19 protein-coding genes and 1 pseudogene are annotated in these 22998 nt (G+C 61.9%); 11 read left to right on the top strand and 9 right to left on the bottom strand.

Annotation, left to right across the window (positions count from 1 at the left end):
- The first annotated feature begins 11 nt into the window (after positions 1–11).
- The gene (locus tag ACQS5P_RS08335) at positions 12–1664 is read left to right on the top strand and encodes a hypothetical protein (protein WP_428940433.1); all 1653 of its coding nucleotides are present in this window, start codon (positions 12–14) and stop codon (positions 1662–1664) included.
- Between the two features lie 75 nt (positions 1665–1739).
- On the opposite strand, the gene ACQS5P_RS08330 is transcribed toward ACQS5P_RS08335, so the two are convergent.
- A complete protein-coding gene (locus tag ACQS5P_RS08330; protein WP_428940432.1) occupies positions 1740–3605 on the bottom strand; it encodes a single-stranded-DNA-specific exonuclease RecJ in 1866 nt (621 codons plus the stop codon).
- Between the two features lie 134 nt (positions 3606–3739).
- Entirely contained in the window at positions 3740–4177 is a 438-nt protein-coding gene (locus ACQS5P_RS08325) for a hypothetical protein (RefSeq protein WP_428940431.1), read from the bottom strand.
- 103 nt (positions 4178–4280) lie between these two features.
- Between ACQS5P_RS08325 and ACQS5P_RS08320 the strand changes: the two genes are divergently transcribed.
- Both ACQS5P_RS08320 and ACQS5P_RS08315 read left to right on the top strand, forming a co-directional pair.
- Complete coding sequence (locus tag ACQS5P_RS08320) at positions 4281–5855, top strand: DUF4080 domain-containing protein (protein ID WP_428940430.1); 1575 nt, start codon at positions 4281–4283, stop codon at positions 5853–5855.
- A gap of 47 nt (positions 5856–5902) precedes the next feature.
- Positions 5903–7324: a hypothetical protein gene (locus ACQS5P_RS08315; protein ID WP_428940429.1), complete on the top strand. Its 1422-nt coding sequence runs from the start codon at positions 5903–5905 to the stop codon at positions 7322–7324.
- 57 nt (positions 7325–7381) lie between these two features.
- Here the strand turns inward: ACQS5P_RS08315 and ACQS5P_RS08310 are convergent, their stop codons facing one another.
- Entirely contained in the window at positions 7382–8671 is a 1290-nt protein-coding gene (locus ACQS5P_RS08310) for a glycosyltransferase family 4 protein (protein ID WP_428940428.1), read from the bottom strand.
- A gap of 393 nt (positions 8672–9064) precedes the next feature.
- On the opposite strand from ACQS5P_RS08310, the gene ACQS5P_RS08305 reads away from it, so the two are divergent.
- A complete protein-coding gene (locus ACQS5P_RS08305; RefSeq protein WP_428940427.1) occupies positions 9065–10417 on the top strand; it encodes a glycosyltransferase in 1353 nt (450 codons plus the stop codon).
- A 69-nt stretch (positions 10418–10486) separates the two neighbouring features.
- On the opposite strand, the gene ACQS5P_RS08300 is transcribed toward ACQS5P_RS08305, so the two are convergent.
- From ACQS5P_RS08300 to ACQS5P_RS08290, 3 genes are all read right to left on the bottom strand, one after another.
- The gene (locus ACQS5P_RS08300) at positions 10487–11350 is read right to left on the bottom strand and encodes a zinc metalloprotease HtpX (RefSeq protein ID WP_428941005.1); all 864 of its coding nucleotides are present in this window, start codon (positions 11348–11350) and stop codon (positions 10487–10489) included.
- Between the two features lie 204 nt (positions 11351–11554).
- Positions 11555–11863, bottom strand: coding sequence for an MTH1187 family thiamine-binding protein (locus tag ACQS5P_RS08295; RefSeq protein WP_428940426.1), 309 nt, complete (start codon positions 11861–11863; stop codon positions 11555–11557).
- A 46-nt stretch (positions 11864–11909) separates the two neighbouring features.
- Positions 11910–12809 carry an N-acetyltransferase family protein gene (locus ACQS5P_RS08290; RefSeq protein WP_428940425.1) on the bottom strand — a complete coding sequence of 300 codons (900 nt, stop codon included), beginning with the start codon at positions 12807–12809 and terminating at the stop codon, positions 11910–11912.
- Between the two features lie 135 nt (positions 12810–12944).
- Between ACQS5P_RS08290 and pyrE the strand changes: the two genes are divergently transcribed.
- From pyrE to ACQS5P_RS08270, 4 genes and pseudogenes are all read left to right on the top strand, one after another.
- Complete coding sequence (pyrE, locus tag ACQS5P_RS08285; protein WP_428940424.1) at positions 12945–13472, top strand: orotate phosphoribosyltransferase; 528 nt, start codon at positions 12945–12947, stop codon at positions 13470–13472.
- Positions 13473–14073: 601 nt separating this feature from the next.
- Positions 14074–15318 (top strand): vWA domain-containing protein, encoded by a 1245-nt coding sequence (locus tag ACQS5P_RS08280; RefSeq protein ID WP_428940423.1) that lies wholly within the window; start codon positions 14074–14076, stop codon positions 15316–15318.
- A 165-nt stretch (positions 15319–15483) separates the two neighbouring features.
- Entirely contained in the window at positions 15484–15948 is a 465-nt protein-coding gene (locus ACQS5P_RS08275; protein WP_428940422.1) for a hypothetical protein, read from the top strand.
- Positions 15949–16002: 54 nt separating this feature from the next.
- Positions 16003–16440 (top strand): annotated as a pseudogene (locus ACQS5P_RS08270) (vWA domain-containing protein); the annotation flags it as partial.
- A 29-nt stretch (positions 16441–16469) separates the two neighbouring features.
- On the opposite strand, the gene ACQS5P_RS08265 reads toward ACQS5P_RS08270, so the two are convergent.
- A complete protein-coding gene (locus ACQS5P_RS08265; protein ID WP_428937238.1) occupies positions 16470–17621 on the bottom strand; it encodes a hypothetical protein in 1152 nt (383 codons plus the stop codon).
- Complete coding sequence (locus tag ACQS5P_RS08260; RefSeq protein ID WP_428937237.1) at positions 17602–17877, bottom strand: hypothetical protein; 276 nt, start codon at positions 17875–17877, stop codon at positions 17602–17604. Before ACQS5P_RS08260 ends, ACQS5P_RS08265 begins: the two co-directional genes overlap by 20 nt.
- Before the next feature lie 487 nt (positions 17878–18364).
- On the opposite strand from ACQS5P_RS08260, the gene ACQS5P_RS08255 reads away from it, so the two are divergent.
- The 3 genes from ACQS5P_RS08255 to ACQS5P_RS08245 all read left to right on the top strand — a co-directional run bounded on the left by ACQS5P_RS08255 (position 18365) and on the right by ACQS5P_RS08245 (position 21738).
- Positions 18365–19120, top strand: coding sequence for a protein phosphatase 2C domain-containing protein (locus ACQS5P_RS08255; protein WP_428940421.1), 756 nt, complete (start codon positions 18365–18367; stop codon positions 19118–19120).
- Positions 19121–19465: 345 nt separating this feature from the next.
- Positions 19466–21421: a hypothetical protein gene (locus tag ACQS5P_RS08250; RefSeq protein ID WP_428940420.1), complete on the top strand. Its 1956-nt coding sequence runs from the start codon at positions 19466–19468 to the stop codon at positions 21419–21421.
- Positions 21422–21432: 11 nt separating this feature from the next.
- Positions 21433–21738, top strand: coding sequence for a DUF4236 domain-containing protein (locus ACQS5P_RS08245; protein ID WP_428940419.1), 306 nt, complete (start codon positions 21433–21435; stop codon positions 21736–21738).
- Between the two features lie 205 nt (positions 21739–21943).
- Here the strand turns inward: ACQS5P_RS08245 and rnc are convergent, their stop codons facing one another.
- Positions 21944–22681 carry a ribonuclease III gene (gene rnc, locus ACQS5P_RS08240; protein ID WP_428940418.1) on the bottom strand — a complete coding sequence of 246 codons (738 nt, stop codon included), beginning with the start codon at positions 22679–22681 and terminating at the stop codon, positions 21944–21946.
- Between the last annotated feature and the right edge of the window lie 317 nt (positions 22682–22998).

Below are 22998 nucleotides of genomic sequence, written 5' to 3'. Positions count from 1 at the left end.
CGAGGCACGACATGGCGGACGGTGAACCGCAGGTGGTCCGTGGCATCGACTGGAAATCGACCTTCCCCTTCACGCAGATTTTTCGCAGTTTTCGAATCGCGATTCACCCTTCCAAGCTCGTGTTGGCGCTGCTGGCGCTGCTGCTGATCTACGCCGGCGGACGTTTCATGGACGCGATCTGGCTCGATCGATATCGCGCAGTTCCAGGTGAAGTTGAACTGTACCGCGAAGCGCGAATCGACTCGGATCTGCGAGGACAGTTCCAGCGACGTCTGGATGAGCACAGGCAGAGCATTCGCAGCGCCTACGAGGCCAAGCTGGCGGCGATCGGCAAACCGCAGGGCAGTCTGGCAGACATCAAGCAGTTCATCCTGGATGAGCGGGCACGCGCCCGCGAGGCGGCGCTGAAGGCGTACGAGGCGGCGCCGAAGAACACTCCCGAGCAGAAGGACCGCGCCGCACATGAGCGCGACGCCAGCATCCGCGCCGCCTACGAGCGGGCCGTGGCCGAGTGGGAACAATACCGCGCCATCGAGGGTGTGGGGCTGTTCGCGAGCTTCTTTGAGGCGCAGCTTGGGGAGATGTACCGGCTGGTTCGCCGCGCCCGCGAAGCACAGTTCATCGGCAAGGGCGGCGTATTCGACACCTTCATCAACTTCCTGACGATTGCTCCCTCGTGGGCGATGCGCTATCACCCGGTCTTCTTCACGATCTTCTTTGTCTACCTGCTGGTGATCTGGGCGATCTTCGGCGGGGCGATCGCGCGCATCGCCGCCGTTCAGGTCGCGCGGGATGAGAAGCTCAGCTTCCGTCAGGCCCTCAGTTTCTCCACCGCCAAGTTCCTCTCGTTTCTCTCGGCGCCGATCATTCCGCTGCTGATCATCGTGGTGGTGGGGTTGCTGGTGACGCTCGGCGGGCTGCTGTTCAACGTCCCGGTGCTGGATATCATCGCGGCGGTGCTGTTCTTCATGGCGCTGGCGGCCGGGTTCATCATGACGCTGGTCCTGCTGGGTCTGGTCGGCGGGTTCAACCTGATGTACCCGACGATCGCCGTCGAAGGCTCCGACAGCTTCGACGCGATCTCCCGCAGTTTCAGCTACCTGTACGCCCGTCCCTGGCGGTTGCTGTTCTACACCATTGTCGCTGGCATTTACGGCACGCTCTGTTACGTATTTGTCCGCTACTTCATCAAGCTGATGCTTTCACTGACCCACTATTTTGTGGGTCTGCTGATCTTCCGCGACGCGCCGAGCACCGAACCGCTGCTGAACGTGATGTGGCCCAACCCCCTGACCGCCACGCGACTGAGCTACGACATCGACTTTTTCACGCTCAGCGGAACTCAGGACGTGACCGCGTTCCTGCTGGCGTTCTGGAACTACCTGACGATCGGAATGCTGGGGGCGTTCGCGATCAGCTTCTATTTTTCGGCCAACACGGTGATTTACATCCTGATGCGTCACGAGGTTGACGCCACCGAGATGGACGACGTGTACCTGGAGCAGACGGAGGAGGACTTTGCCGAGGCGGCGCCGGCGAGTTCGACGGCGACGGTGAGCGCGTCGGCGAGCGAGACGCCCGCCAGCCCCTCGACCTCAGCCGCGCCTTCCGCGCCGCCGCCGACCCAGGAAGATCAGCAACAGCAGCAGCCTCCGACCGCGTAGGGTCTCACCGCGATCGAAGAAGTGTGCCAAAGCCGATCCGGGGGCAGGGGTGATCTGTTCTGTGCGGAAGGCGCCTCAGGCGATCTGGATGTCCTTCACGGCCAGTTCCACGCTCACGCGCCCGTTGAATTCGTTGAGCTGCGGTTCGACCGCCAGGTCGATTCTCATACCTGCGCGAAGCTTGTCGAACAATTCGCCGGCGCCGAAGGCAATACACTTCATGCAGGTATCTGCCTGTCGGACGAAGAGCTGGAGATGATCGCCGCTCTTGCCGACGCGTCGCGGCGCGCCCGCCAGCGTCAAGCCGCGGCAACACAGCAGCGGCCGGGGATTCGCGTGTCCGAACGGGCCAAGCCGGGCCAGCTCGCTGACCAGCGCCTGGTTCATGTGGGACAGCTCGGCCTCGGCGTCGATGCGAAGTTCCGGCACCAGCAGATGTGGATCGAGGCTGGCGTTTGCGTGATCGACGAAGGCCTGGCGGAACGCCTGGAACTTTTCGGTGCGGATTTTCAGTCCGGCGGCCATCTCGTGCCCGCCGTAGGCTTCCAGATACTCCCCGCAGCTTTCCAGGGCGCGGGCCAGATGAAATCCGCTGATCGATCGCCCGCTGCCCTGCCCCAGACCGTTATTCAGCGCGACCATGATCGTTGGACGATGGAAGCGATCGACGATGCGGCTGGCGACGATGCCGATCACGCCCGCGTGCCATCCCTCGGCCCCGAGCACGATCGCGCGGTTCTCGTCCCGGTCGTAGCCGAGCTGATGAATCTGCTGGATGGCGCTGTCGAGAATCTTGCGTTCCATGGCCTGGCGGGCGCGATTCTGCTGTTCGAGGTAGCCGGCGATTCTGGCGGCCTCGGCATCGTCGGCATCGGTGAGCAATCGGACGGCCAGATTCGCGTGGCCCATGCGTCCGCAGGCATTGAGTCGCGGCGCCAGCAGGAAGCCAGCGTGGTAGCAGTCGATGTTCTGTCCGTCGAGTCCCGCCGAGCGGATCAGCGCGCGGATGCCCGGCAGGCGCGAGGACCTCAGGCCGACCAGTCCGAAATGCGCCAGCACGCGGTTCTCACCGACCAGGGGCACGACATCGGCGATGGTTCCCAGCGCCGCAAGCGCCGTTGCTTCCACGAGGAAGTTGCGGAAGTCTTCATTGACGCGGTTGGCCCCGCTGACGGCCAGTCCCACCCCCCACGCCAGCTTGAACGCCACCCCCGCGCCGCAGAGATAGGGGTTGGGATAGGAGCATGTTGAAGAATCCTGGATGATGGATGGAGTTGAGCAGGCATGTTCATCCTTCATCCTTCGGCCTTCATTCTTCGCCGGTAGCCTCGGATGCACGATCGCATAGCACGCAGGCAGGATCGGCTCATGATGCGGCTCAGTTTCGGTGAGCGGGGCGGCCAACTCGTGCCATTCGTGGTGGTCGGTGATGATCAGATCTACGCCGCGATCGCGCGCGACTTTGGCCGGACCAACGGCGGTGATGCCGCAATCCACGCTGACGATCAGCCCCGCGCCGTCCTGGCAGATTTGCGCGATCGCCTCGGCGTTCAGGCCGTATCCCTCGTCGATGCGGTGGGGGATGTAGTAATGCACGTCGCCGCCCAGCAGCTTGATCGCGTGCCAGAGGATGGCGACGGCGGTGATGCCGTCTACGTCGTAGTCGCCGTAGACAACGATCTTTTCACGCTCGCGAATCGCGCGGGCGATGCGCTGGGCCGCGCAGGGCAGATTCGCAATCAGCGATGGATCATGCAGGCACTTGAGGCTGGGACGCAAAAAGTCGCCGCAGGCATCGGGCGTACTCAGCCCGCGGTTGAGCAGCAGTTGCGCAATCAGCGGCGAGGTCCGCAGATGCTCGGCCAGTCGCCGGGCTTCATCGGCACGGGGCTCGGCCAGAATCCATCGTCGTTGCCGCCACATCCCTGTTTCCAACCCCATCAGTCCTTCAACAGACAACCAGAGGAAACTTGAACCGGGCCGCGATTCTACGCCCGCATTCCGCCGCGAACAACGCAGAGCCAGGCACAATTGCAGCAGTCAGCCAAATCGCCGTGGCAGCCGCCCGCGCGCCTTCAGCGAGGACTCGTCCCGGCTTCTTTCAGCTCCGTTTCGATCTTCTCGATCTGCTTTTCCTTGGCTTCGATCTCCTTCTTTTCGCTGGTGATGTCCACGCGCAGCCGGGCATAGAGGTTGAGGTAGACGTTGGCGACAAAGACCAGCGAGAACCAGGAGATGATGTATCCCCTCCAGTCGTCCATCAGCAGCTTGAAGCGCGTAACGATCAGCAGCAGCAGCGTGACCCAGTGGCTGAAGCAGTATTCACAGGTGAAGACGTAGAAAAACTTGCGGGCGAAGAGGCTTTGAGCGGTTCGGCTCATGTGGATGCACCACTCGCGCGGCTCGCGGAAGACTTCCTCGGAGGCGACCGTGCGGGAGATCGCCGCCACGGGGATCGCCAGGATCAGCAGCCAGACGATCTGCTGCGCGAGATTATCGGGAGTTTGTGGCACAGTCTCCGTTATAGCCTCGGGCCGTGACAGGCAGGAATGGGCGAAAGCCGCGCCGCGCAGGCGGCACCGTGAAACCACGGAGCACCAGAGGTAGACTGTCGATATGCAGGCCGCGTCGCAGCGCACCGACATCCTGCTGACCACGCTCAACGCGCGCTACGCCCACGCGGCGTTTGGCCTGCGCTACCTGCTGGCCAATCTCGACGACTCGCTGCGCCCCGGGGCCCGAATCGTCGAGTTCGACATCAACCAGCGCCCGATCGACATCCTGGAAGCGATCCTGTCGTACGAGCCGAGGGTCCTTGGGATCGGAGTGTACATCTGGAACGCCCTTCAGTCCGAGCAGCTTGTGGCCATGCTCAAGCGGGTGCGTCCTGATATCACGGTCGTCCTCGGCGGGCCGGAGGTCAGCTACGAGACCGAGCAGCAGCCGATCTGCGACATGGCGGACTATGTGATCCGGGGCGAGGCGGACCTGGCATTTTCGGAACTTTGCCGACAGCTTCTGGCGAACCGCAGGCCGCCCGACAGGATGATCTGCCCCGCTCTTCCGCAGCTCTCGCAGTTGCGCTTGCCCTACGACCTGTACACCGATGAGGACCTGGCCCATCGGGTCGTGTATGTCGAGGCCTCCCGGGGCTGCCCATTCAAGTGCGAGTTCTGTCTGTCCTCTCTGGACGTGCCGGTGCGCAATGTTCCCCTGGACGATTTCCTGGCCGCCATGCAGCGACTGCTGGACCGTGGGCTGCGGCGGTTCAAGTTCGTCGATCGCACGTTCAACCTGAACCTGAATGTCTCGCGGGCGATTCTGGAGTTCTTTCTGGCTCGCTACCAGCCAGGACTGTTCCTGCACTTTGAGATGATCCCGGATCGGCTGCCCGAGCCACTGCGACAGATCATCCGGCAGTATCCGCCGGGCGCGCTTCAGTTCGAAGTGGGAGTCCAGACCTTCAACGAAGAGGTGGCCGAGCGCATCAGCCGCAAGCAGGACAACGCCAGACTTGAGCAAAACCTGCGGTTTCTGCGTACCGAGACGGGCGTGCATGTGCATGCTGATTTGATCGTCGGTCTTCCCGGGGAGGACATGGACAGCTTCGGGCGAGGCTTTGACCGGCTGGTGGCGCTTGGACCGCAGGAAATACAGGTTGGGCTGCTGAAGCGGCTGCGTGGCACGCCGATCGTGCGACATGATGCGGAGTGGGGGATGGTTTACAGTCCCCACGCGCCCTACGAGATTCTTCAGACAAAGCTGATAAACTTTTCGCAGATGCAGCGTTTGCGCCGCTTCGCAAGATTCTGGGACCTGATCGTCAACAGCGGCAATTTTGTCGAAACTGCCCCGCTGATTTGGGGTAATACTTCTGCATTCGAGGGTTTTCTGCGGTTCAGCGACTGGCTGTACGATGCAGCCGGGCGGCAGACGCATGGCATTGCCTTATCGAAGTTGATTGGGCTTGTGTTCCGATACCTGACAAAGTGCGCCGGGGTCGCGACGGATCAGGCGGCGGAAGTGCTGTGGCGAGACTACCAGCGGGCCACTGGCAAGCGCGACTGCCCGCCGGTTGTGCGGCCGTACCTCTCGCCAGATGCATTGCAGATGCGTGACCCTCGACAAACGGGCAGGGGCGAGTTGCGGCGCGATCTGCCGCTTCGTCAGGCGCGACATCTGGGCCGCTGAGCCAACCGTGAGAAAACGCTGAAGAAGGCACTGAGTGGGCCGGTCTTATGCTTGAATGGCAATGGTCTTATGTGCTGCTGGTGGGCACCGTGGTCGCCTGCCTGGGGTTCCTTAAGTGGCCGCGCTCCAGCTACGAGCTGATCCACCCGCGATTCGTGGTGCCGGGGATCATCTGGATCGCCACATTTGGTCAGGCGATGGTTCGCGCGCCTGGCGAGTGGCGCGCCGAGTTTTTCGGCGCGGCCCGCACGGAATACGGCGACGCGGCGCTGTGGTACACGATCCTGGCCATGCTGGGATTCTACTTGGGCATGATCCTGCCGGTGGGGCGGTGGATTTCGGTCCCCTTCATGCATCTGGAAACCGAGTTTCGCGTCAATGCCAGTCGGCTGCGGATGATCGGCTGGATCGGCACGTGGGCGCTGTTCGCAGTGTTCATCGCGGTCGCAGGACCGGGGGCGCTGGGCTTCGGCGGAGGTGGACCGCTGATCCCGCTGAACAGCAATACAGCAGTGCGCGTGGCCGCTGTGTTATTGTCCGTCGGCTCCGTGTTCAACGCGGCGATGCTTGGCATAAGTTGGCCTGAGCCCCATCGCCGCACTGTCCTGACCTACGTCATGATGTTCGTCGGGCTGCTGGTCAACAGCATGTGCACGATGCCGATTTTCAGTCGGGGTGCCGGTTTGGCGGTATTCGTGGCGGCTATGGCGTACTCGATCCGGGTTCGCCGATTTCGTCTCTCCGTGATGATCCCTGCCGTGATCTGGGTCGCCCTTTGCGCCCATGCCGGCCTGGTCGGGCGCGGCATTCACGGCCGAAACAGCGACGTGCTCACCTACCTGACGGTCCTGTTCCGGTACTCCATCTTCGACCCCGCAAGCGTTCTTTACAGCGGCTTTGGACTAAACGACTGTTTCACGAGTCTGGCCATGTCGATGAAGGCGATCACACGCGCCGATGTCCGCCCGCTGACGCACTTGAATTGGATTCTCTTTCAGCTTCCGATCCCGCGCGGATTGGGACTGACTCCGGCCTGGACCCTGGACCTGACATTGTACATCGGCGGCTACGGAGCCTGGGGCTACACCGTTGGAATGCTCGGTGACACGTACATCCACTGGAAGTGGTTTGGGCCGCTGTGGTTCATTCCCGTGGGCATTGCTTACCGGTTCGTGTCATGCTTGACTTTCGAACAGAAGAATCAGGTCGCCACGGGGATTTCCGCGTACAGCGTGGTACTTTTCTCCAGCTACTACGCGATTGGAGTCGGGGTCTTCAACACCTACCGGGCATTTGTCGTCGGATTCATGATGCCAACCATTGCGGTGGTTCTGTTCCTGATGGTTCGGCGAGTTTTTACACCCCAGCGCGACGAGCAGTTCATGCCGCCGGGTGGTGCTTATCAGCCCGAATCGCAACCGCCTACACCCCAGCCATTCGGCACCGCTGTTTCCTTGCGCGATCTGTGATCCCCACGGGCATGACGCAAGTCCGTTGTGCTAAGTCGCGGTGGCGTCGCATCGTGGTCAGGTAAGGTCCGTACCGGGTGACGCTTGCGGCGCGGCAGCGGGAACAACAGGATCGCGGACATGCTCCGCAGCCGTGGCAGCATCGGCAGGGAGCACGCCGCACCAGATCAGCGCCCGCCGAAGTCCCTCCACGGGATCAGCGCGCTGTCGCCATTCGGCCAGGACTCGCGGCGACGCGGCTTTGAGCGTGTCGATCCTCGCCGGATCGGTAACTTCGCGCAGGCGTTGGGTCAGTTGCTCCAGATCTCCCTTGGGAAACGTAAAGCCGTTGACGCCATCGCGGACGAGTTCCGCCGCCGCCCCGACCACGTCGCTTGCCACGATCGCCAGCCCAGCCGCCGCCGCTTCGTTGATCACCACCGCCCACGGCTCAAAGTCACTGGGCAGCACGAGCACGTCCGAGGCCCGGTACAGCGCCGCCACCGTCCGCTGGTCGTCAAGGAATCCGGTCCAGGTCGTGCGATGCCGAAGCTCCTGTGGCACCCGCGCTACGAGCGCGTCTTTCAGTTCCCCGCCTCCGATCAGCAGCAGATCCCACTGCGGTCGTTCGTGGGCGATACGAGCGAATGCATCGATGAGCAGATCGACGCGCTTGATGCCGATCATGCGCCCACTGTAGACGATTCGTCGTCGGCCGGGCCGCAGCCCCATGCGCTGGCAGACCTGATCGGCCTCGCTCGAGTCGATCGCGGCGATCAGCTCGTAATCGGGCTCATAGGGCATGAGGAAGACGGGTTTATCTTCGCCGCCGTAGCGGTGAAAAAACTGGGTGCCCAGAGTGCCACAGGGCATGATTGCGTCGCTACACCGCACCACAGGAGTCAGCAGCAGTTTCTTCAACGCCGCGCGCGCTCCACCTGTTGGCTCGCAGCGAATGTTGCTGTCGCCCCACAGCAGCACCGGAACATGATGCCTGTGACACCAGAGCAGAATTCGAACTCTTCCCAAGTCGTTGTAGCCGAGCAGCACCACGGCACGGACTCGATGCTCTCGCAACCAGCGGATGATTCGCCCGCCCTTTCGCCACTCGTGCAGCAGATAACGCGGATCGTCCTGCTGGGCGCACGATTCGCCCTGGCCGAACATGACCGGCGAAATCTCCGCGGGCGTCGCGGCCGCCCACGGCGAGTTGCTGATGTCATGCGTGAACACGCTGTTCAGCGCGATCTGCGGAATCTCGCGAACGATCCGTCGATGAAGATGCAGGCGGTATGGAGTTACGGCGTTGGCAATGATCGCTACTGCCGGCCTGGTCACAGCATCTTCGATCCTGTCAGAGTTGTTCATCACTTGTAAGTTAATGACCACCTCTCGGCAAGTCCGACGTCGAACGTTATGGTCGGCTACCCGAAAAGGTACCTGCAGGCAGCGACTCGCTTAAAGCTTTTCTGGCATATGCCAACAGATTGCAGAAAGTCACAACGGGTTCTGCATCGTGCGCAACCCGCGTCCACACCCGATATCCAGAACCACCGATTCCGCAACCAGCCACGGCTTGGCACCGAGCATGCAGGCCACCGTTGCACTTGACGCGCGTGTGCCCGCCGAAGCGGCAATTTGGCTACAAGATGTGCGTCCAATCCGCCATGTTCGCTGGAAGCTCCAGCGTCGACTGCGGAAGTATATCCGAATGCCGCGCGCCTCGCCACGGGCGCGGACCGCGTTATGATCTGCCTTCAAATGCTCGACCATGCAGGCTCGGCGCGACCTGCCAACGGAGAAGCGTGCATCCTGCTCATCACCCTCGGCAGTCACGGTGACGTGCTTCCGTTTGTGGGGCTGGGAGCGGTGCTGCGGCGGCGGGGGTGGCGGGCGATCCTGGCGACCAACGAACACTTCAAAAACCTGGCGAAGACCCAGGGACTGGAGTTTGCGCCCCTGGGAACAGACTCGCAATATCAATCGATCATCCGGGATCCGGACATCTGGCATCCCCGAAAGGGATTCGCGGCGATCTTCTCGCGCGCTGTCGGCCCATTGATTGAGATGACCTATCGCCTCATCGAGCAGCAGTATCAGCCTGGCCGGATGGTCGTGGTGGCGTCCAGCCTGGCGCTGGGTGCGCGGCTGGCGCAGGAGAAACTGGGGGTGCCCACCGCGACGGTTCACCTTCAACCCAGCGTCATGCGAACGGTGTACGATGTGCCACGACTGCCCGGGCTGGTGATGCCCGCGTGGACGCCCCGGGGGATCAAGCGCGCGGTGTGGAGTCTGGCAGATAAGCTGGTGATCGATCCGGTCGTCGCTCCGCCGGTCAATGAGCTGCGGCGGCGGCTTGGTCTGCCGCCGGTGCGGAATCTGCTGGATGGCTGGTGGCATTCGCCGGCGCGGGTGATCGGGCTGTGGCCGGAGTGGTTCGCCGCGGTGCAGCCCGACTGGCCGCCGCAGACGCGGCTGGTCGGCTTCCCGCTGTTTGATCCGTCCGGGCTGGCCAACATGCCAGGCGAGCTTGAGGACTGGCTGGCCGCCGGCGCGCCGCCGGTCGTCTTCACCTTCGGCAGTGCGATGGTGCATGGGAAGCGGTTCTTTTCCCAATCGGCGCAGGCATGTGCCAGGCTCGACTGTCGCGGGCTCTTGCTGACGCGATTCGCCGAGCAGATCCCCCGCAGCCTGCCGCCGATGGTCAGGCATGTGCCGTATGCGCCGTTCGGGCTGCTGCTGAAACGATGCGCCGCGGTGGTGCATCACGGCGGAATCGGGACCTGCTCGCAGGCGTTGCATGCGGGCTTGCCGCAACTAATCGTACCGATGAGCCACGACCAGTTCGATAACGCCCGGCGGCTGCGGCGGCTGGGTGTGGGCCGCGAGCTTGCAGCCGGGGCCTATCGCGCCGGGCGCGTTGCACGGCTGCTGCGCGAGTTGATGAATCAGCCGCAGGTGCGTGATCGCGCGCGCCAGGTGGCCGGGCTGTTGTGCACCGCAGGCAAGCCTGCCCTGGACGCCGCGGCGCAGCTCATCGAGGATCTGATCCCCCAAGGCGCAGGCGCGATGAACGGCTCCAGCGTCGCGGCGGAACAGCATGGCCAAAAATGAGAACGACCACGGCTTTCGCCGTGGCCATTGCTCACGTTGAGGGCTTACAGCGCCAGTTGCCGCGAAGTACTACGCGGCATAGCGAAATAAGCCCGTTGTTTCACGCCCGATGAGGTTCAGCAGTCGCTGTTCCAGAGGCGGATGAGTGGCGAAGAGGTTGGCCATGGTCTGAAACACATTTCGCGGCTCGGCAATGAACATGCTATTAAAGGCCGGATTCACGTCCAGCGGAATCCGGCGCGCCGCGATGTGGATTTTTTCCAGCGCCGTCGCCAAATCCATCGGATCCCCGCAGATTTCCGCGCCTTCCTTGTCGGCGTTAAATTCGCGCGACCGGCTGATAGCGGCCTGGATCAACCCCGCCGCGATCGGCCCGACCAGGAACACGATCAATGCCGCCAGCGGATGGGCGCCTTCGCCCTCGTCGTCGCGTCCGCCGCCGAACATGAACATATACCCTAACATACTGATCGCCCCGCCAATTGTTGCCGCCACGGACTGAATCAGGATGTCCCGGTGCTTCACGTGTGCCAGCTCGTGCGCCATGACGGCGGCGATCTCGTTGCGATTGAGCATCTGAAGCAGCCCCTGCGTGGCGCAGACCGCGGCATGCCGCGGATTACGCCCGGTGGCAAAGGCGTTCGGAGCAGCCGTCGGAGAGACATAGACCCTGGGCATGGGTAACTGCGCCCTCTGGGCAAGCTGTTCAACAATCTGATACAGCTCGTGCTCCGGGCCGACCTCCTGCGCCCGCATCGCCGCCAGCGCGATCTTGTCGCTGAAGAAATACCCCACAAAGTTCATGATCGCCGCGAAAACCATCGCGACGTACACCCCCTGCATCCCACCAAGCAGCGAACCGATCCACAGAATCAGCGCCGTCAGCAGCCCCAGCAGCAGGGCGGTCTTCACGTTGTTGTAAAACTTGCTCATCATGGTTCAATCCTTGTCCAGCAGAACAATAGGAACATTCCCTACCCGCGAGCAAGGTTACGCCCATTAGAAAGCGTCTGTGAAGTTGGAATCGCTGGAAAAACCGGGCATGCTGGAGCGGCGGGGCCGGCTCGGCTGATCCCCGGCGCGCCTGCTGTGGCCATGCTCAACGCACTGCCTGGCTGTGCCTTTTTCACGCCCGCTCTACTTCTTCAACCTGCGCCCCAGTGCTCGCTCGACCGACTGCACCTTCGACTCCAGCGCCCCGGTCCGGCCACGCCTCCAGTCGCATTTGATCGTACATGCGATCCGGTTGCTGTCCCTGGACAGCTCCTCAAAGCATTGCTGGATGACGGCCATGACCTGCGGCCACTCGCCTTCGATGCAGGTTCCCAGCGGCCCCAGCTTATACGGCAATCCGCTGCGGTCCACGATGTCCAGGGCGCGCGCCACGTACTGCCCGACGCTCTCGCCCTTGTCCATCGGCCAGATGCTGAACTCCGCCAGCAGCATGCAACACCTCCTTCTTCTGCGAACAGATTCCTGATCCGGGCATGGCTCAATACAGCACCGACGGAAAGAACGAGCCGTGCGGCTCATTGTACTGGCCCATCGCCATCAGGGTCATCGGCTTCATGACCCGCAGACCTTCGCTCAGCGCCCAGCGGAACACTTCAGCGCGGCGGATCGGCAGCAGCATCCACAGGGGCTGTTGGCTCACTCGCGACGCGCCAAGCAGCAACTGCCGCATGTCCCGCTCGGTCTCGGCCACGCCGTGGTTGGCGATCCAGAAGCTCGGTGCCGAGCTGTATGCCACGACTCGCCCATTACGCTTCAGCACCACCGAGCCCAACTGTCTCAGGTCGTCGCCCAGCGCGCCGTTTCGCGTAAAGCCATGGACTTGGCGATGCAATTCGCCGCATGCGGGCAGGTCGTCCTCGGTCATGGGATTCACTTCAGCATCGGCGTCGGGGTTGCTTCGGCAGTGGCCGCGTACCAGGGCCAGCGGCTCTTTCGGGTCAAACCCCAGCGACGTGTACAGCGACATCGACGCGGTGTTGAACGCGTCCTGCACCAGACGGATTCCCGCGGCGCCAGCGCTTTGGCCGCGGTCGATCACCGCCTGCATCAGTTTCCTGCCAACGCCGCGCGCCTGCGCCGCCGGATCAACCGTGATCGGCCCGACGCCTCGGATCGGATCGCGCTCGTCCAGAAAGTTGGAGCCGATGGGCTTTGCATCGACCTCGGCGGCTACACCCCAGATCCGCTCGTGCGCAATGAACATCTGCATGAGCTGCACGCCCATCTCCAGCGAGGGAATGTCCGGTTCGAAATGATGCCGCTCATGAAATGTCTTGAATGCCTCGTACAGGATCCGCCCGAGCTGCGGCGCGTCATCAGGTGTGGGCCGGCGAAGGCTCAGCCTCGATTCCGTGAATTTGTCGTTGGCATGCGTCATGTGACGGTAAACTCCTTCGCCTGGTACTGGATTGCAGGCAGACGGATGGTAGGCGCGCGGCACACCGCCCGGGTAGCCCAGATCCGGGCCAGTTGGCGTTTGACGCCACAGGCACGCTGCCCGATAGTGTCGCACATGACCAAGGAACAGTTGGCCCGGCGAATCGCGGAGGTCGCGCTGTTGCGCGGCGAGTTCACGCTGCGCAGCGGGCGAAAGAGCAACTATTACCTGGACAAATACCGCTTTGAGACCCAGCCGGACATCCTGCGGACACTGGGAGATCTTCTGGCCGAACGCGTCCGCGCCAGCGTCGATCGCATAGCCGGCGCAGAACTGGGCGCCGTGCCGCTGGCGGCGGTCACCTCCATCGCCTCCGGAAAACCCTGCGTGTTCATCCGCAACCAGAAAAAGCAGTACGGCACGGGCAAACTCGTCGAAGGTGTGCTCAATCCCGGCGAGACGGTCATGATCGTCGAAGACGTCCTGACCACCGGCGGGCAGGTGCTTGAATCCTGCAAGATCCTGACCGACCTTGGCGTGAAGATCGACCGCATCGTCGGCGTCATCGACCGCCTGGAAGGCGCCCGCGAAAACATCGAAAAGGCCGGCTACGTCTTCGAGAGCCTGTTCACGACCAGAGACTTGGGCATTACCACTGCCTGAGACAGCCAGCGGATATCCCGGCGCGGTCTGGCCCCCATCACACCAGCCGATCCGGCGGCCCGGCAACGTTCGCATCGGGCACACGTCCCAGTCGGCACCCGGCGGCGTCAAAACAGCATCGCGCACAGGTCCTGGCTCCGGTGGATGCCGCGCCTCGACGGAGCTGAGATTCAGTTGCTGTCTCATTTTGGTGAGGCGGTGGCCGTCGCGACACATCGCGCCATATAATTGCCCGTCTTCGAAAGGGGGTTACAAAAAGCAATTTGTCGAGCACATCGCAGAACCTGCCACGCAGGGAAAGATTGCGCTTGACCTGAAAAAAAAGCAGGCCGCCGTGGTGCGATGTGTCGGCAACGGCGCCGCACACCCGGGGTGGCCATTCCGTGTCCAGTCCAGGGAAAACGCCGAGGAGGTGCCAAGAGCTGGCCGAGCAGTTTCTTCGCGCACGTTACGTTTCTGCTGCTTTGGCCAGGAAGCTTCGAAATGCGCAGGGAAAATCAGATCGTCGGGTAACAACATGCAGTAGACCGCGCTGCGCGCCGCTGAACCGGAACGTTATTCGGCACAACCGGCACGTAGCAAAAGCACAAGGGAGGATTCTATGAAGCAGCCCCAGATCGAAGTTATTCCCGTCCGCGCGGCAGTCCGCTCCGATGCGCCCACCACGCTCGATGTCATGCTGCGCATCACCCCGCCCGTTCCGGAAACTCAGGTGCAGCGTCCGGCCCTCAACCTGGGGCTGGTCCTGGATCGTTCTGGCTCCATGGGCGGCGAAAACAAGATCGGGTTCGCTCGGGAGGCGGCGATTTACACGGTTCAGCAACTGCTGCCCACGGATCGCGTGAGCGTGACCATCTTCGACAACGTGGTGGAGACGATCGTTCCAAGCACCCTGGGCGAGAACAAGGCGCGGATTGTGGATTTGATCCAAGGCGTCGAACCCCGTGGCAGCACCGCGCTGCATGGCGGCTGGCAGGCGGGCGCAAGGCAAGTCCGGCAACACTTGCTCGCAGCCGGCCTGAATCGGGTGATCCTGCTTTCCGATGGCCTGGCCAACGTGGGTGAGACGAATCCCGACACCATTGCTTCTCACGTGAGTCGTCTGGCCAGGGAAGGCGTCAGCACAACCACGATGGGCGTGGGCAACGACTACAACGAGGATCTCATGGAGGCGATGGCTCGCAGCGGCGACGGGAACTACTACTACATCGAGTCCCCTCAGCAGCTCGCGGTCATCTTCGAGAACGAACTGAAGGGCCTGATGGCGACCTTCGGCAACACGGTCAGCCTGGGTGTCGAGCCACAGGAAGGAGTGGTTGTGGCCGATGTCCTGAACGATCTGGATCGCCTTCCCACCGGACGGCTGAAACTGCCCAATCTTGTCGGCGGCGTGCCGATCATCGTCGTGGTGCGGCTGTATGTTCCGCCGGCACGACGGGAGAGGGAGCTGTGCTATTTCCGGCTGGCGTGGAACGCGCCCAAACAGCGCCAGCGCCGCAAGATGTGGGTGTCCCTGGTCCTTCCGCCGGTGGATGGGACAGCGTGGGAGTCACTGGCGCCGGCCACGGAGGTGCAGCAGCGCGCTGCGCTGCTGCTGATCGCCCGCTGCAAGAAGCAAGCCACGTCGTGCCTCGAACGAGGGGACGTGGCCGGGACAGTAGGCGCGCTCGAACAGGCCAAGCAGCTCCTGGCGTCGGTCCCCGACAGCCCGGAGATGCAGCAGGAGGCCCGGGCACTGGCCAGGATCGAGCAGTACCTCACCTGGGGTGATTCGATCAGTTTCCTGAAGCACTCGAAGTACCAGGCGCACCAGCGCCGACGCAGTGAACGGTATTCTGAGTTTTGATGGTTAGCTCAGGGTGATCCGCGCCAAAGCTGGCGCCGCAGCAGACGGCCGCCGACGTGTCGGTTTCCGGGAATTCCGATTCCACCGCGGCGGCCGCTGCTGTGGCAGCTCACTATGCAACACGACCAGGAGGACGTGTCTCCCGCTCGCAACCCCAGCAAGCCCGTGCTCAGGTTCTTCTGGGGCTTGTTCTTTGCGGTGGGGCTGTTGCTGGTTGTCCTGTCGTTTCGCGCCGATGTCTTCGTCGGCGCGCATTGGACCATGATCCAATCGTCCTGTTTGGCATGGGTCTGGGCCGTGACGCTTCAGGTGGTTGGGCACCGCTGGGCATACGCCGCCGCAAGTGTCGCGATTGCGATCTTCTGGGTCCAATTGTGCTTTCAAGTCGCCTTGTGGATTGGCCAGTTTGTGCCGGCGGGTGATTTCCGCGTCGCCTACGTCCGGGGCCATGCAGCGATCGTCTTTGTGCCTCTGACGTGTCTGCGCGGGATCGTGTTGCGTTATCGGCTGTGGCGCGGCGTGCCGCCAGTGCTGTATAATGAGTCCCTTGAGCGGGCCACGGTGGCAGTACACTTACCTGGCGGTCGAGCGTCCGCGTGGCGCCGCGAACGCACAACGAGCTTACGTTAGGCGCCCTGAACGCGAGCCCGGGTCCAATCGAGAAAGGGCGAAAGGAGCTGAAATATGCCGTACACCGCTCAGATAAGTCGAGCGAATCCCTCATGCTTTCTCTTCCTCATAGATCAGTCGGGGTCGATGGCCGATCCTTTTGGTGCAGGCGAATCCAGCCGGAGGAAGGCCGACGGTGTGGCGGATGCCATCAACCGCCTGCTCCAGAACCTTGTCATTAAGTGTGCCAAGGAAGAGGGCGTCCGCGACTATTACCACGTTGGTGTAATCGGTTATGGAGCCCATGTGGGCCCTGCCTTCAGTGGTCCGCTGGCTGGCAGGGAGCTCGTCCCGATCAGTGAGGTCGGGAACATGCCCGCGCGGATCGACGAGCGCATAAAAAAAGTAGATGATGGAGCTGGTGGGTTGGTGGATCAACCGATCCGGTTCCCTATTTGGTTTGACCCGGTGGCCAACGGTGGTACCCCGATGTGCCAAGCGTTGGGTGTCGCCCATCGCAGGGTGTGGCCATCTTTTGTGGATCACGCGGCCCGGCGGGATTCACGGTCCCAATAGGCGTCCCATTGCCCGCTCTCGCGTAGGGCCAGCAGGTTCATCATCGCCGCCGCATTGTCACGATCCCACTTCATCCCCGGCCGCTTCAGTCGCAGCGTCAGCGTCTTGCACGTGGCCTCGGTCGGACCCGAGCCGATGTCCCAACCTTCGGCCAACGCCTGGGCGTAGTCCAGCATGTCCCGCCGTTGCTCGAGGTAATTCCGCAGCCCGCGCAGGCTCTGCTTCTTGGTCGGCGAACGCGACCGCTTCTCCAGCTCCGCGATCGCCGACAGCATCCCCCTCACGTCCGAACGTTTCGCTTCTGCCAGCCGATCGTGAGCCCAGGACCGGGCCGCCTGACCTTCGCCCAGGCAACAGCGCGCCGTCGCGTGCACATGCTCGGCCAGATGGTAAAAGTCCAGCAGGATCACCTGCAGGAACAATAGCGCCAGGCAGACCTGCCGATAGATCCAGACGGCCCCGTCGAACAGGCAGATCGTCTGATCGGCACGCTCAAAGCCGATCTGTCGGGCGTAGCTGGCCAGCAGCGGGGCGAACTCCTTGCTCAGCTTTTCCGTCGCCAGCACGTGGCGGTGGGTCTTGTCCTGATCGTAGAAGACCGCGATCTTCATCTCCTTGAACCGCTCGTCGCTGCCCGGCTTGGGCGGCGGCAGATCTTTGGCGTTGCCCACGCCCGCCTTGCCACGCTGCTGGCGGCGGGTCACGTGCTGCTGGCGACGCTTGAGCTTCTCGGCCTGCGTGACCGTCGGGGCCATCACCCCGTCCACCCCGCCATAGGCTCGCGTGCGTCCGCTGCCATCGGGCAGCTTGGCCTGCTCCGCCGACCAGGCCGCCGGCAACTGCCCCGAGTCCCGCACCTGCCGCACGTGCTGGCCTTCACCTTCGGTAATCTGACGCAGCCGTTCCTTGCTCAGCGACAGCCCGCCCACACGCTTCAGATCTCGGCGGGACTGATCGAAGTCCTGGCCGATTCCCATCAGGCAGCACAGTTGCCTTGCCCCGGGCGTCACGTTCGACTGCTGCACGCCCGCCAACGCGTCGCCGGGACAGCACCCGCCGGCTTGCTTGCCCCAGAAGTATTTGCGCTGCAGACGCACCTCACCGGCGGCGCTGAGCACGTCCAGCCCGCGCTTTCCCTTGTCCTGCGCCAGGGGCGGAGGGGGAAAAAGCGCCGCTGGTTTCGGCGGCGTCCAACTTCGCTTGCAGGATCCGCTCGAAGGCTTGTGCCGTCAGCTTCTGAAACAACTCGCGAACCTGCCATTCGCTGGCCGCGATCCACGACCCGTCCGGCGCTTGTTCCACGGCGTTGATTGCCTGATCCAGAGATTGGTGAAATTGTTCCGTTAGTTCGCGCTTCAGCGCTTCGCGATCCATGCGGCCTCCTTGCCGTTAAAGGCGGAGCCGCCTATCTCTTACCTCACCCCACAGAAAATGGCCACACCCCCCATCGCATCCTCCAGGGATGGCTGGCGCAGCATCCTGCGTGCTTTCCCCCAATCGTAATAAACATCACCGATGGAGAGGCAACAGACGGTGACCCGAGCGGGTCGGCGGAAGCGATTAAAAAGCTCGGCAGCAACGATGGCGAGGCACTCCTGTTCAATGTGCATCTGTCGTCCCACCGCGCGGCACCGATAGAGTTCCCAGATACTGAGGCTAATCTGCCAGATCAGTTCGCCCAGCTTTTGTTCCGCATGTCGAGCCCGCTACCTGCCTACATGCGGAGCATTGCCCAGCAGGAAGGATACAGGGTCTCTGAGGGAACCAGGGGCTTCGTCTTCAACGCGGACATTGTGGCCGTAATCCGCTTTCTCGACATCGGCACCCGGCCAAGTGACCTCCGATAGGAGGAGATCAGGGTATGCAGGTGTTTGCCCACCCGTTTTGGACACCGAAACGGGGAAACGAAGATAGCGAATACGAAGATGCCTTCTGGCCGCGCAAGTCCATAGAACACAGCGCGCCCTGTTTCCGCTGCGCAGTAGCAGACGGTGCAACGGAGACTTCTTACTCTGGGATCTGGGCGAAGCAGCTTGTGCGCTATATGTGCAAGAACTGCCCGTCCACGGTTTTCGATCCGGACGGATTTCGCGACCTGCAACAACGGTGGTCTACGATAGTCCGTAAGCGACCGTTGCCATGGTATGCGGAGGAGAAAATTCGCCTAGGCGCCTTTGCTGCCATCCTTGGCATGACCTTGTATCAAGGCGTTGGCCAGAACGGTGGTACCTGGAAGGCTGTGGCTATCGGGGATAGCTGCCTGGTTCAAGTGCGGGGCGAGGAAGTTCTCGCTCGGTTCCCGCTCGCTGACTCTGGAGCGTTCAGCAGTCGCCCGCACTTATTGTCCAGCAATCCGGCCCACAACAGCCATATCGTTGCCCATCTACGTACGATAGACGGAACTTGGCAGCCAGGCGATGCCTTTTATCTCATGACAGACGCGCTTGCCTCTTGGTTCATGCGGGAACTGGAGGAAGGACACACTCCTTGGAGGATTCTCCGAGACTTCGACACAAAAGATGAGGTGAAGCCGTTTCGTGAATGGGTGGAGTCGCTCCGAGCACAACGAGCGGTCCGGAATGACGACGTCACCCTCTTGCGCGTCGATCTCGCGTAACGGGAAGCGCCGAGCATGTCGTGGCCTACACCGCAGGATTACAACGAAGCTATCCAGAATCCGAGGCTCGCCTTCCGCGACCCGGAGTTACGGGAAGGCCGACCTGAGCTCACGCCGCTGGGCTTGCCCCGTCCCATCACCGGTGGGTTCGCCACTGTCTACAAGTTGCAATGCCCCCAACGTACCTGGGCCGTACGGTGCTTCTTACGCCCGTTTCACGACCATGAGCGAAGGTATGCTGCCATAAGCGAGCACCTAACCCGGCTTCGGCTCCCCTATACGGTCGGATTCACCTTTCTGCGCGATGGTATCAGAGTGCGGGGACAGTCCTACCCAATCCTAAAGATGGAATGGGTCCAAGGTCAGCCGCTGATCGCTTTCATTGAAAAGCATCTGGGGGATCGCAGTGCCCTGCTCTCCCTCGCTAGGCGCTGGGTCGAGATGGTAAAGGCGCTCCAGAGAGCTTCCATCGCCCACGGAGATCTGCAACACGGTAATGTGCTCATTGCTGAGGGGCAGCTTCGGCTTATCGACTACGACGGCATGTACGTTCCGGCGCTCTCGGGCGAGGGTAGCCACGAAGTAGGTCACCGCAACTACCAGCATCCGCTCCGGAGTGAAGCCGACTTCGGACCTTACGTAGATAACTTTTCGGCATGGGTGGTTTACGTCTCGTTGGTTGCGCTAGCGGTCGACCCGACACTGTGGCAACGCTTCCGGGGCGGAGATGAGTGCCTGCTTTTCCGGCGCGAAGACTTCGAGCACCCCGAGAGTTCGGACCTTCTTCGCTTGCTGGAGAGGCACCACGATGAGGTGATCGGATCGGCCGCCGCAGCCTTCAAGTCCCTTCTGTATCTCGGACCCCGAGATGTGCCGTCCTTGGACGGCCAAGTACTGCCGCCCGCTGGCCCGTCGATTACAACCCCTTCTGCTGGCGCAAGCTGGATAAAGGACCACATTGGATCTCATGGTAACGGGCTCGCAGTCGACACGACGCCCAGCGCTTCAGGCGGCGGCAACTTCACGGTTCCCAGTCCCTCAGACCCTTCATGGATCCAGGGCGCTTTAGAACCAACCGTCAGCGCGGTAGTATCTTTCAGCAATTCTGCTACTCTTGAACGCATCGTGGTTGCAGTTTCGGCGCTCCTGATCGCGGCGCCGTTGAACGCTGCTCTGGATTTGTGGCCGCTGAGGATTTTGGCTCTGATATTGGTCAACTTGACCTTATGGATCTGTCGGTATCGTTCTGACGACAGTGTGTGTCGATTTAGAGCTCTTACGTCGACGGTCCGCGAGATACAGGACCAGATTCGGGCTGCGGAGCGCGACGTTGAGGCGGCAAGTCGAGAGAAGACAAGACTCCTCGACCATAACGCTGCTGAGCAAGCACGGCTCGCGTCGGAACGGAGGGCATTGGAAGCGAAAGAGAAGACAGAAATCGATGAATGCCAGGTCGATCTGTGCGTCGCCTTGTCATCTTTAGCCGCTCGACGACAAGCGGTGGACCAGCAGCAAGCAGACGCACTCCGGATAATCCAAAACGAAATCGGGTCAAGAGTGGCGGTGCTGAACGGGCAGATCTCCACTCTCAAACAGGTGGTGATCACTGAGCTTAACCGAGCGCTTCAAGCTAAGCAGCAACAGCACATTACTGATTATCTTCGCCAATTTGGCTTGGACCGAGAGACTATTCCCGGTATCGGCCCTGCCTTCAAATTGCGCCTGATAAGCTCCGGTTTCCGTACGGCCGCCGATATCGATTTGCACGGTGTCCAACGGGTACACGGGATTGGCCCGACCAGGGCGCGTCTTCTTGTTCAGTGGCGAAGCTCCCTCGAAGCAAGCGCCCGAAGAACTATGCCTTCGGCGCTTTCGCCCGGCGAGGAGGCCATGATCCGGACAAAGTATGAGGCCCAGCGTCGCATGCTGGAACAACAGAGGGATTCAGAACAACAGCGTCTGAGAAGGGAGGAAGTGAACATTCGAGCGAAGTATTGGCCGTCGTTGGAGCAACTGGAACAAGAGGAGAAAGCTACGAAGGCGATGACCCAGACATTGGTGAGCAAGGTCCATGCGCGTTATGCGCAGGAGTACCGCGCCATTCAGGCAAGGAAGTTGGAGCTTGAGCGTGACACTGCTTCCCGACTGCGGGAGATTGACGAGCGGATTGCCGAGACTAGGAGAAAGCTGTTCAGTCTCCATTGGGAGAGATGCAAGGCGGCGCGGAAGCTCGGGTCGTATGTCCGAATTCGGTTTTCAGAATATGTGAAGCGAGTCTTCGTTGGTTCGAAGGCAGCATGAGCGGGTGACTTATGTGGAGATTTCGCAAGATACTCGGGCGCGGGCCATTCCGCTTGACGCTGTCCAAACGCGGCGTCGGCTGGAGTTGCGGAATCCCCGGCTTCCGTTACGGTGTCTCGCCCAGCGGACAACGGTACATCTCCTTCAGAATCCCGGGGACTGGCCTATACTGGATCAGGTACCTCAAGCAAAAATCGGACTCATCAGTTCCTCCTCCGGCGCCACTCCCGGGGCAATCTGCAGCTCCGCCTAACTCCGGATCGATCCCCGCATCGCCAGGGCGCAAAGTCCCATGGTGGAGGCAGAAGGGCATATGAAGAGCCTTATGAGGAGGTTCACTGTCCTCGTCACAGTTGATTCCTCTAGCTTACGGTTCGGCTCATGCCTTGCGTCGGGTGGATTGTCGGGCCGGGCGTATCGCATCATCTCGCGCAGCGCGGCAGCATTCGCGGGAATTCTCGCGGCGGATTTGCGGCCGCGCGAGATCGATCGGATCCGCGAAGTCGTCCACGCCGGCTGAATTTACTCCGGCCCCTCCACCGCGATCTGCTCGATCGCCTCGTCCACTTCCTTCGGCTCCATTACCCCCAGTTCCTCCAGCGCCAGCAGGGCGGCCTTTTGTTCGGCCATCTTCTTGTTGGGGCCCCAGGCACTGGCGAAGCGGCGGCCATCGATCACCACGCACACCTCGAAGCACTTGCTGTGGTCCGGTCCCTTCTCATCCAGAAGCTCGTAAATCGGCGTGGCGCCCAGCATCTTCTGGGCGTGCTGCTGGAGCACCGCCTTGTAGTTCTGCTGATTGATGTTCGCCGAGATCGAATCGATCTTGGGCGCCATGGTGCGCAGGACGTACTGTTTGGCGGTCTCGAAGCCGGCATCGAGGTAGATCGCCGCCACGATCGACTCGTACACCGCCGCCGCCAGCGAGCTGGGCATGGCCTCGCGGCTGCTGATGCCCTTGCCGATGATCAGCAGGTCCGCCAGGCCCGTTTCCTTGGCCACTTCGGCGCACGTGCGGCGCGAAACCACCGCCGACTTGATCTTCGTCAGGTCCCCCTCCAGCAGGTTGGGGAACTTGCGATACAGCTCTTCGCACACGACCAGGTCCAGCACCGCGTCGCCCAGAAACTCCATACGCTCGTTGCTCTTGAGCCGGTTGTCGGCGATCGAGGCGTGCGTCAACGCTTCTTTCAGAAGCTGCGGATCCCTGAATTGATGGCCGAGAACTTTCTCGGCGCGAGCACGTAGATCGTTGTTCACAAACTTACTCTCTGACGTCTGGACACAAAAAACCAACCCGGATGGCGCGGTTGGGACGTGAGCCACTGCCGATCGGTCAGGTTCGTCTGCGCGAGCCCTGATCCGAATGTCGGCCGGTCAGAGCAGCTATGGAATGCGAATTTCGGTGATCGCCTTCCAGCGATCAGCGAAATCAGAATTCCACCCGTGCGAGCCGGCCCGGAACCTGCCGTCCCGCACTACAACCGCGTCTTTCTCAACCCTGACAGTACCCTTATGGCTGGAGGCTTGTCAACCAATCCCCTTCAAATCGGGCGAGCCGAGGCGTCATGTGGCCG

Source organism: Fontivita pretiosa, assembly GCF_050410795.1.
In the GTDB taxonomy this organism is placed as follows: domain Bacteria; phylum Planctomycetota; class Phycisphaerae; order Tepidisphaerales; family Tepidisphaeraceae; genus Fontivita; species Fontivita pretiosa.
The sequence above is the reverse complement of the archived record's forward strand: the minus strand, read 5'-3'. Positions and strand labels throughout refer to the sequence as shown.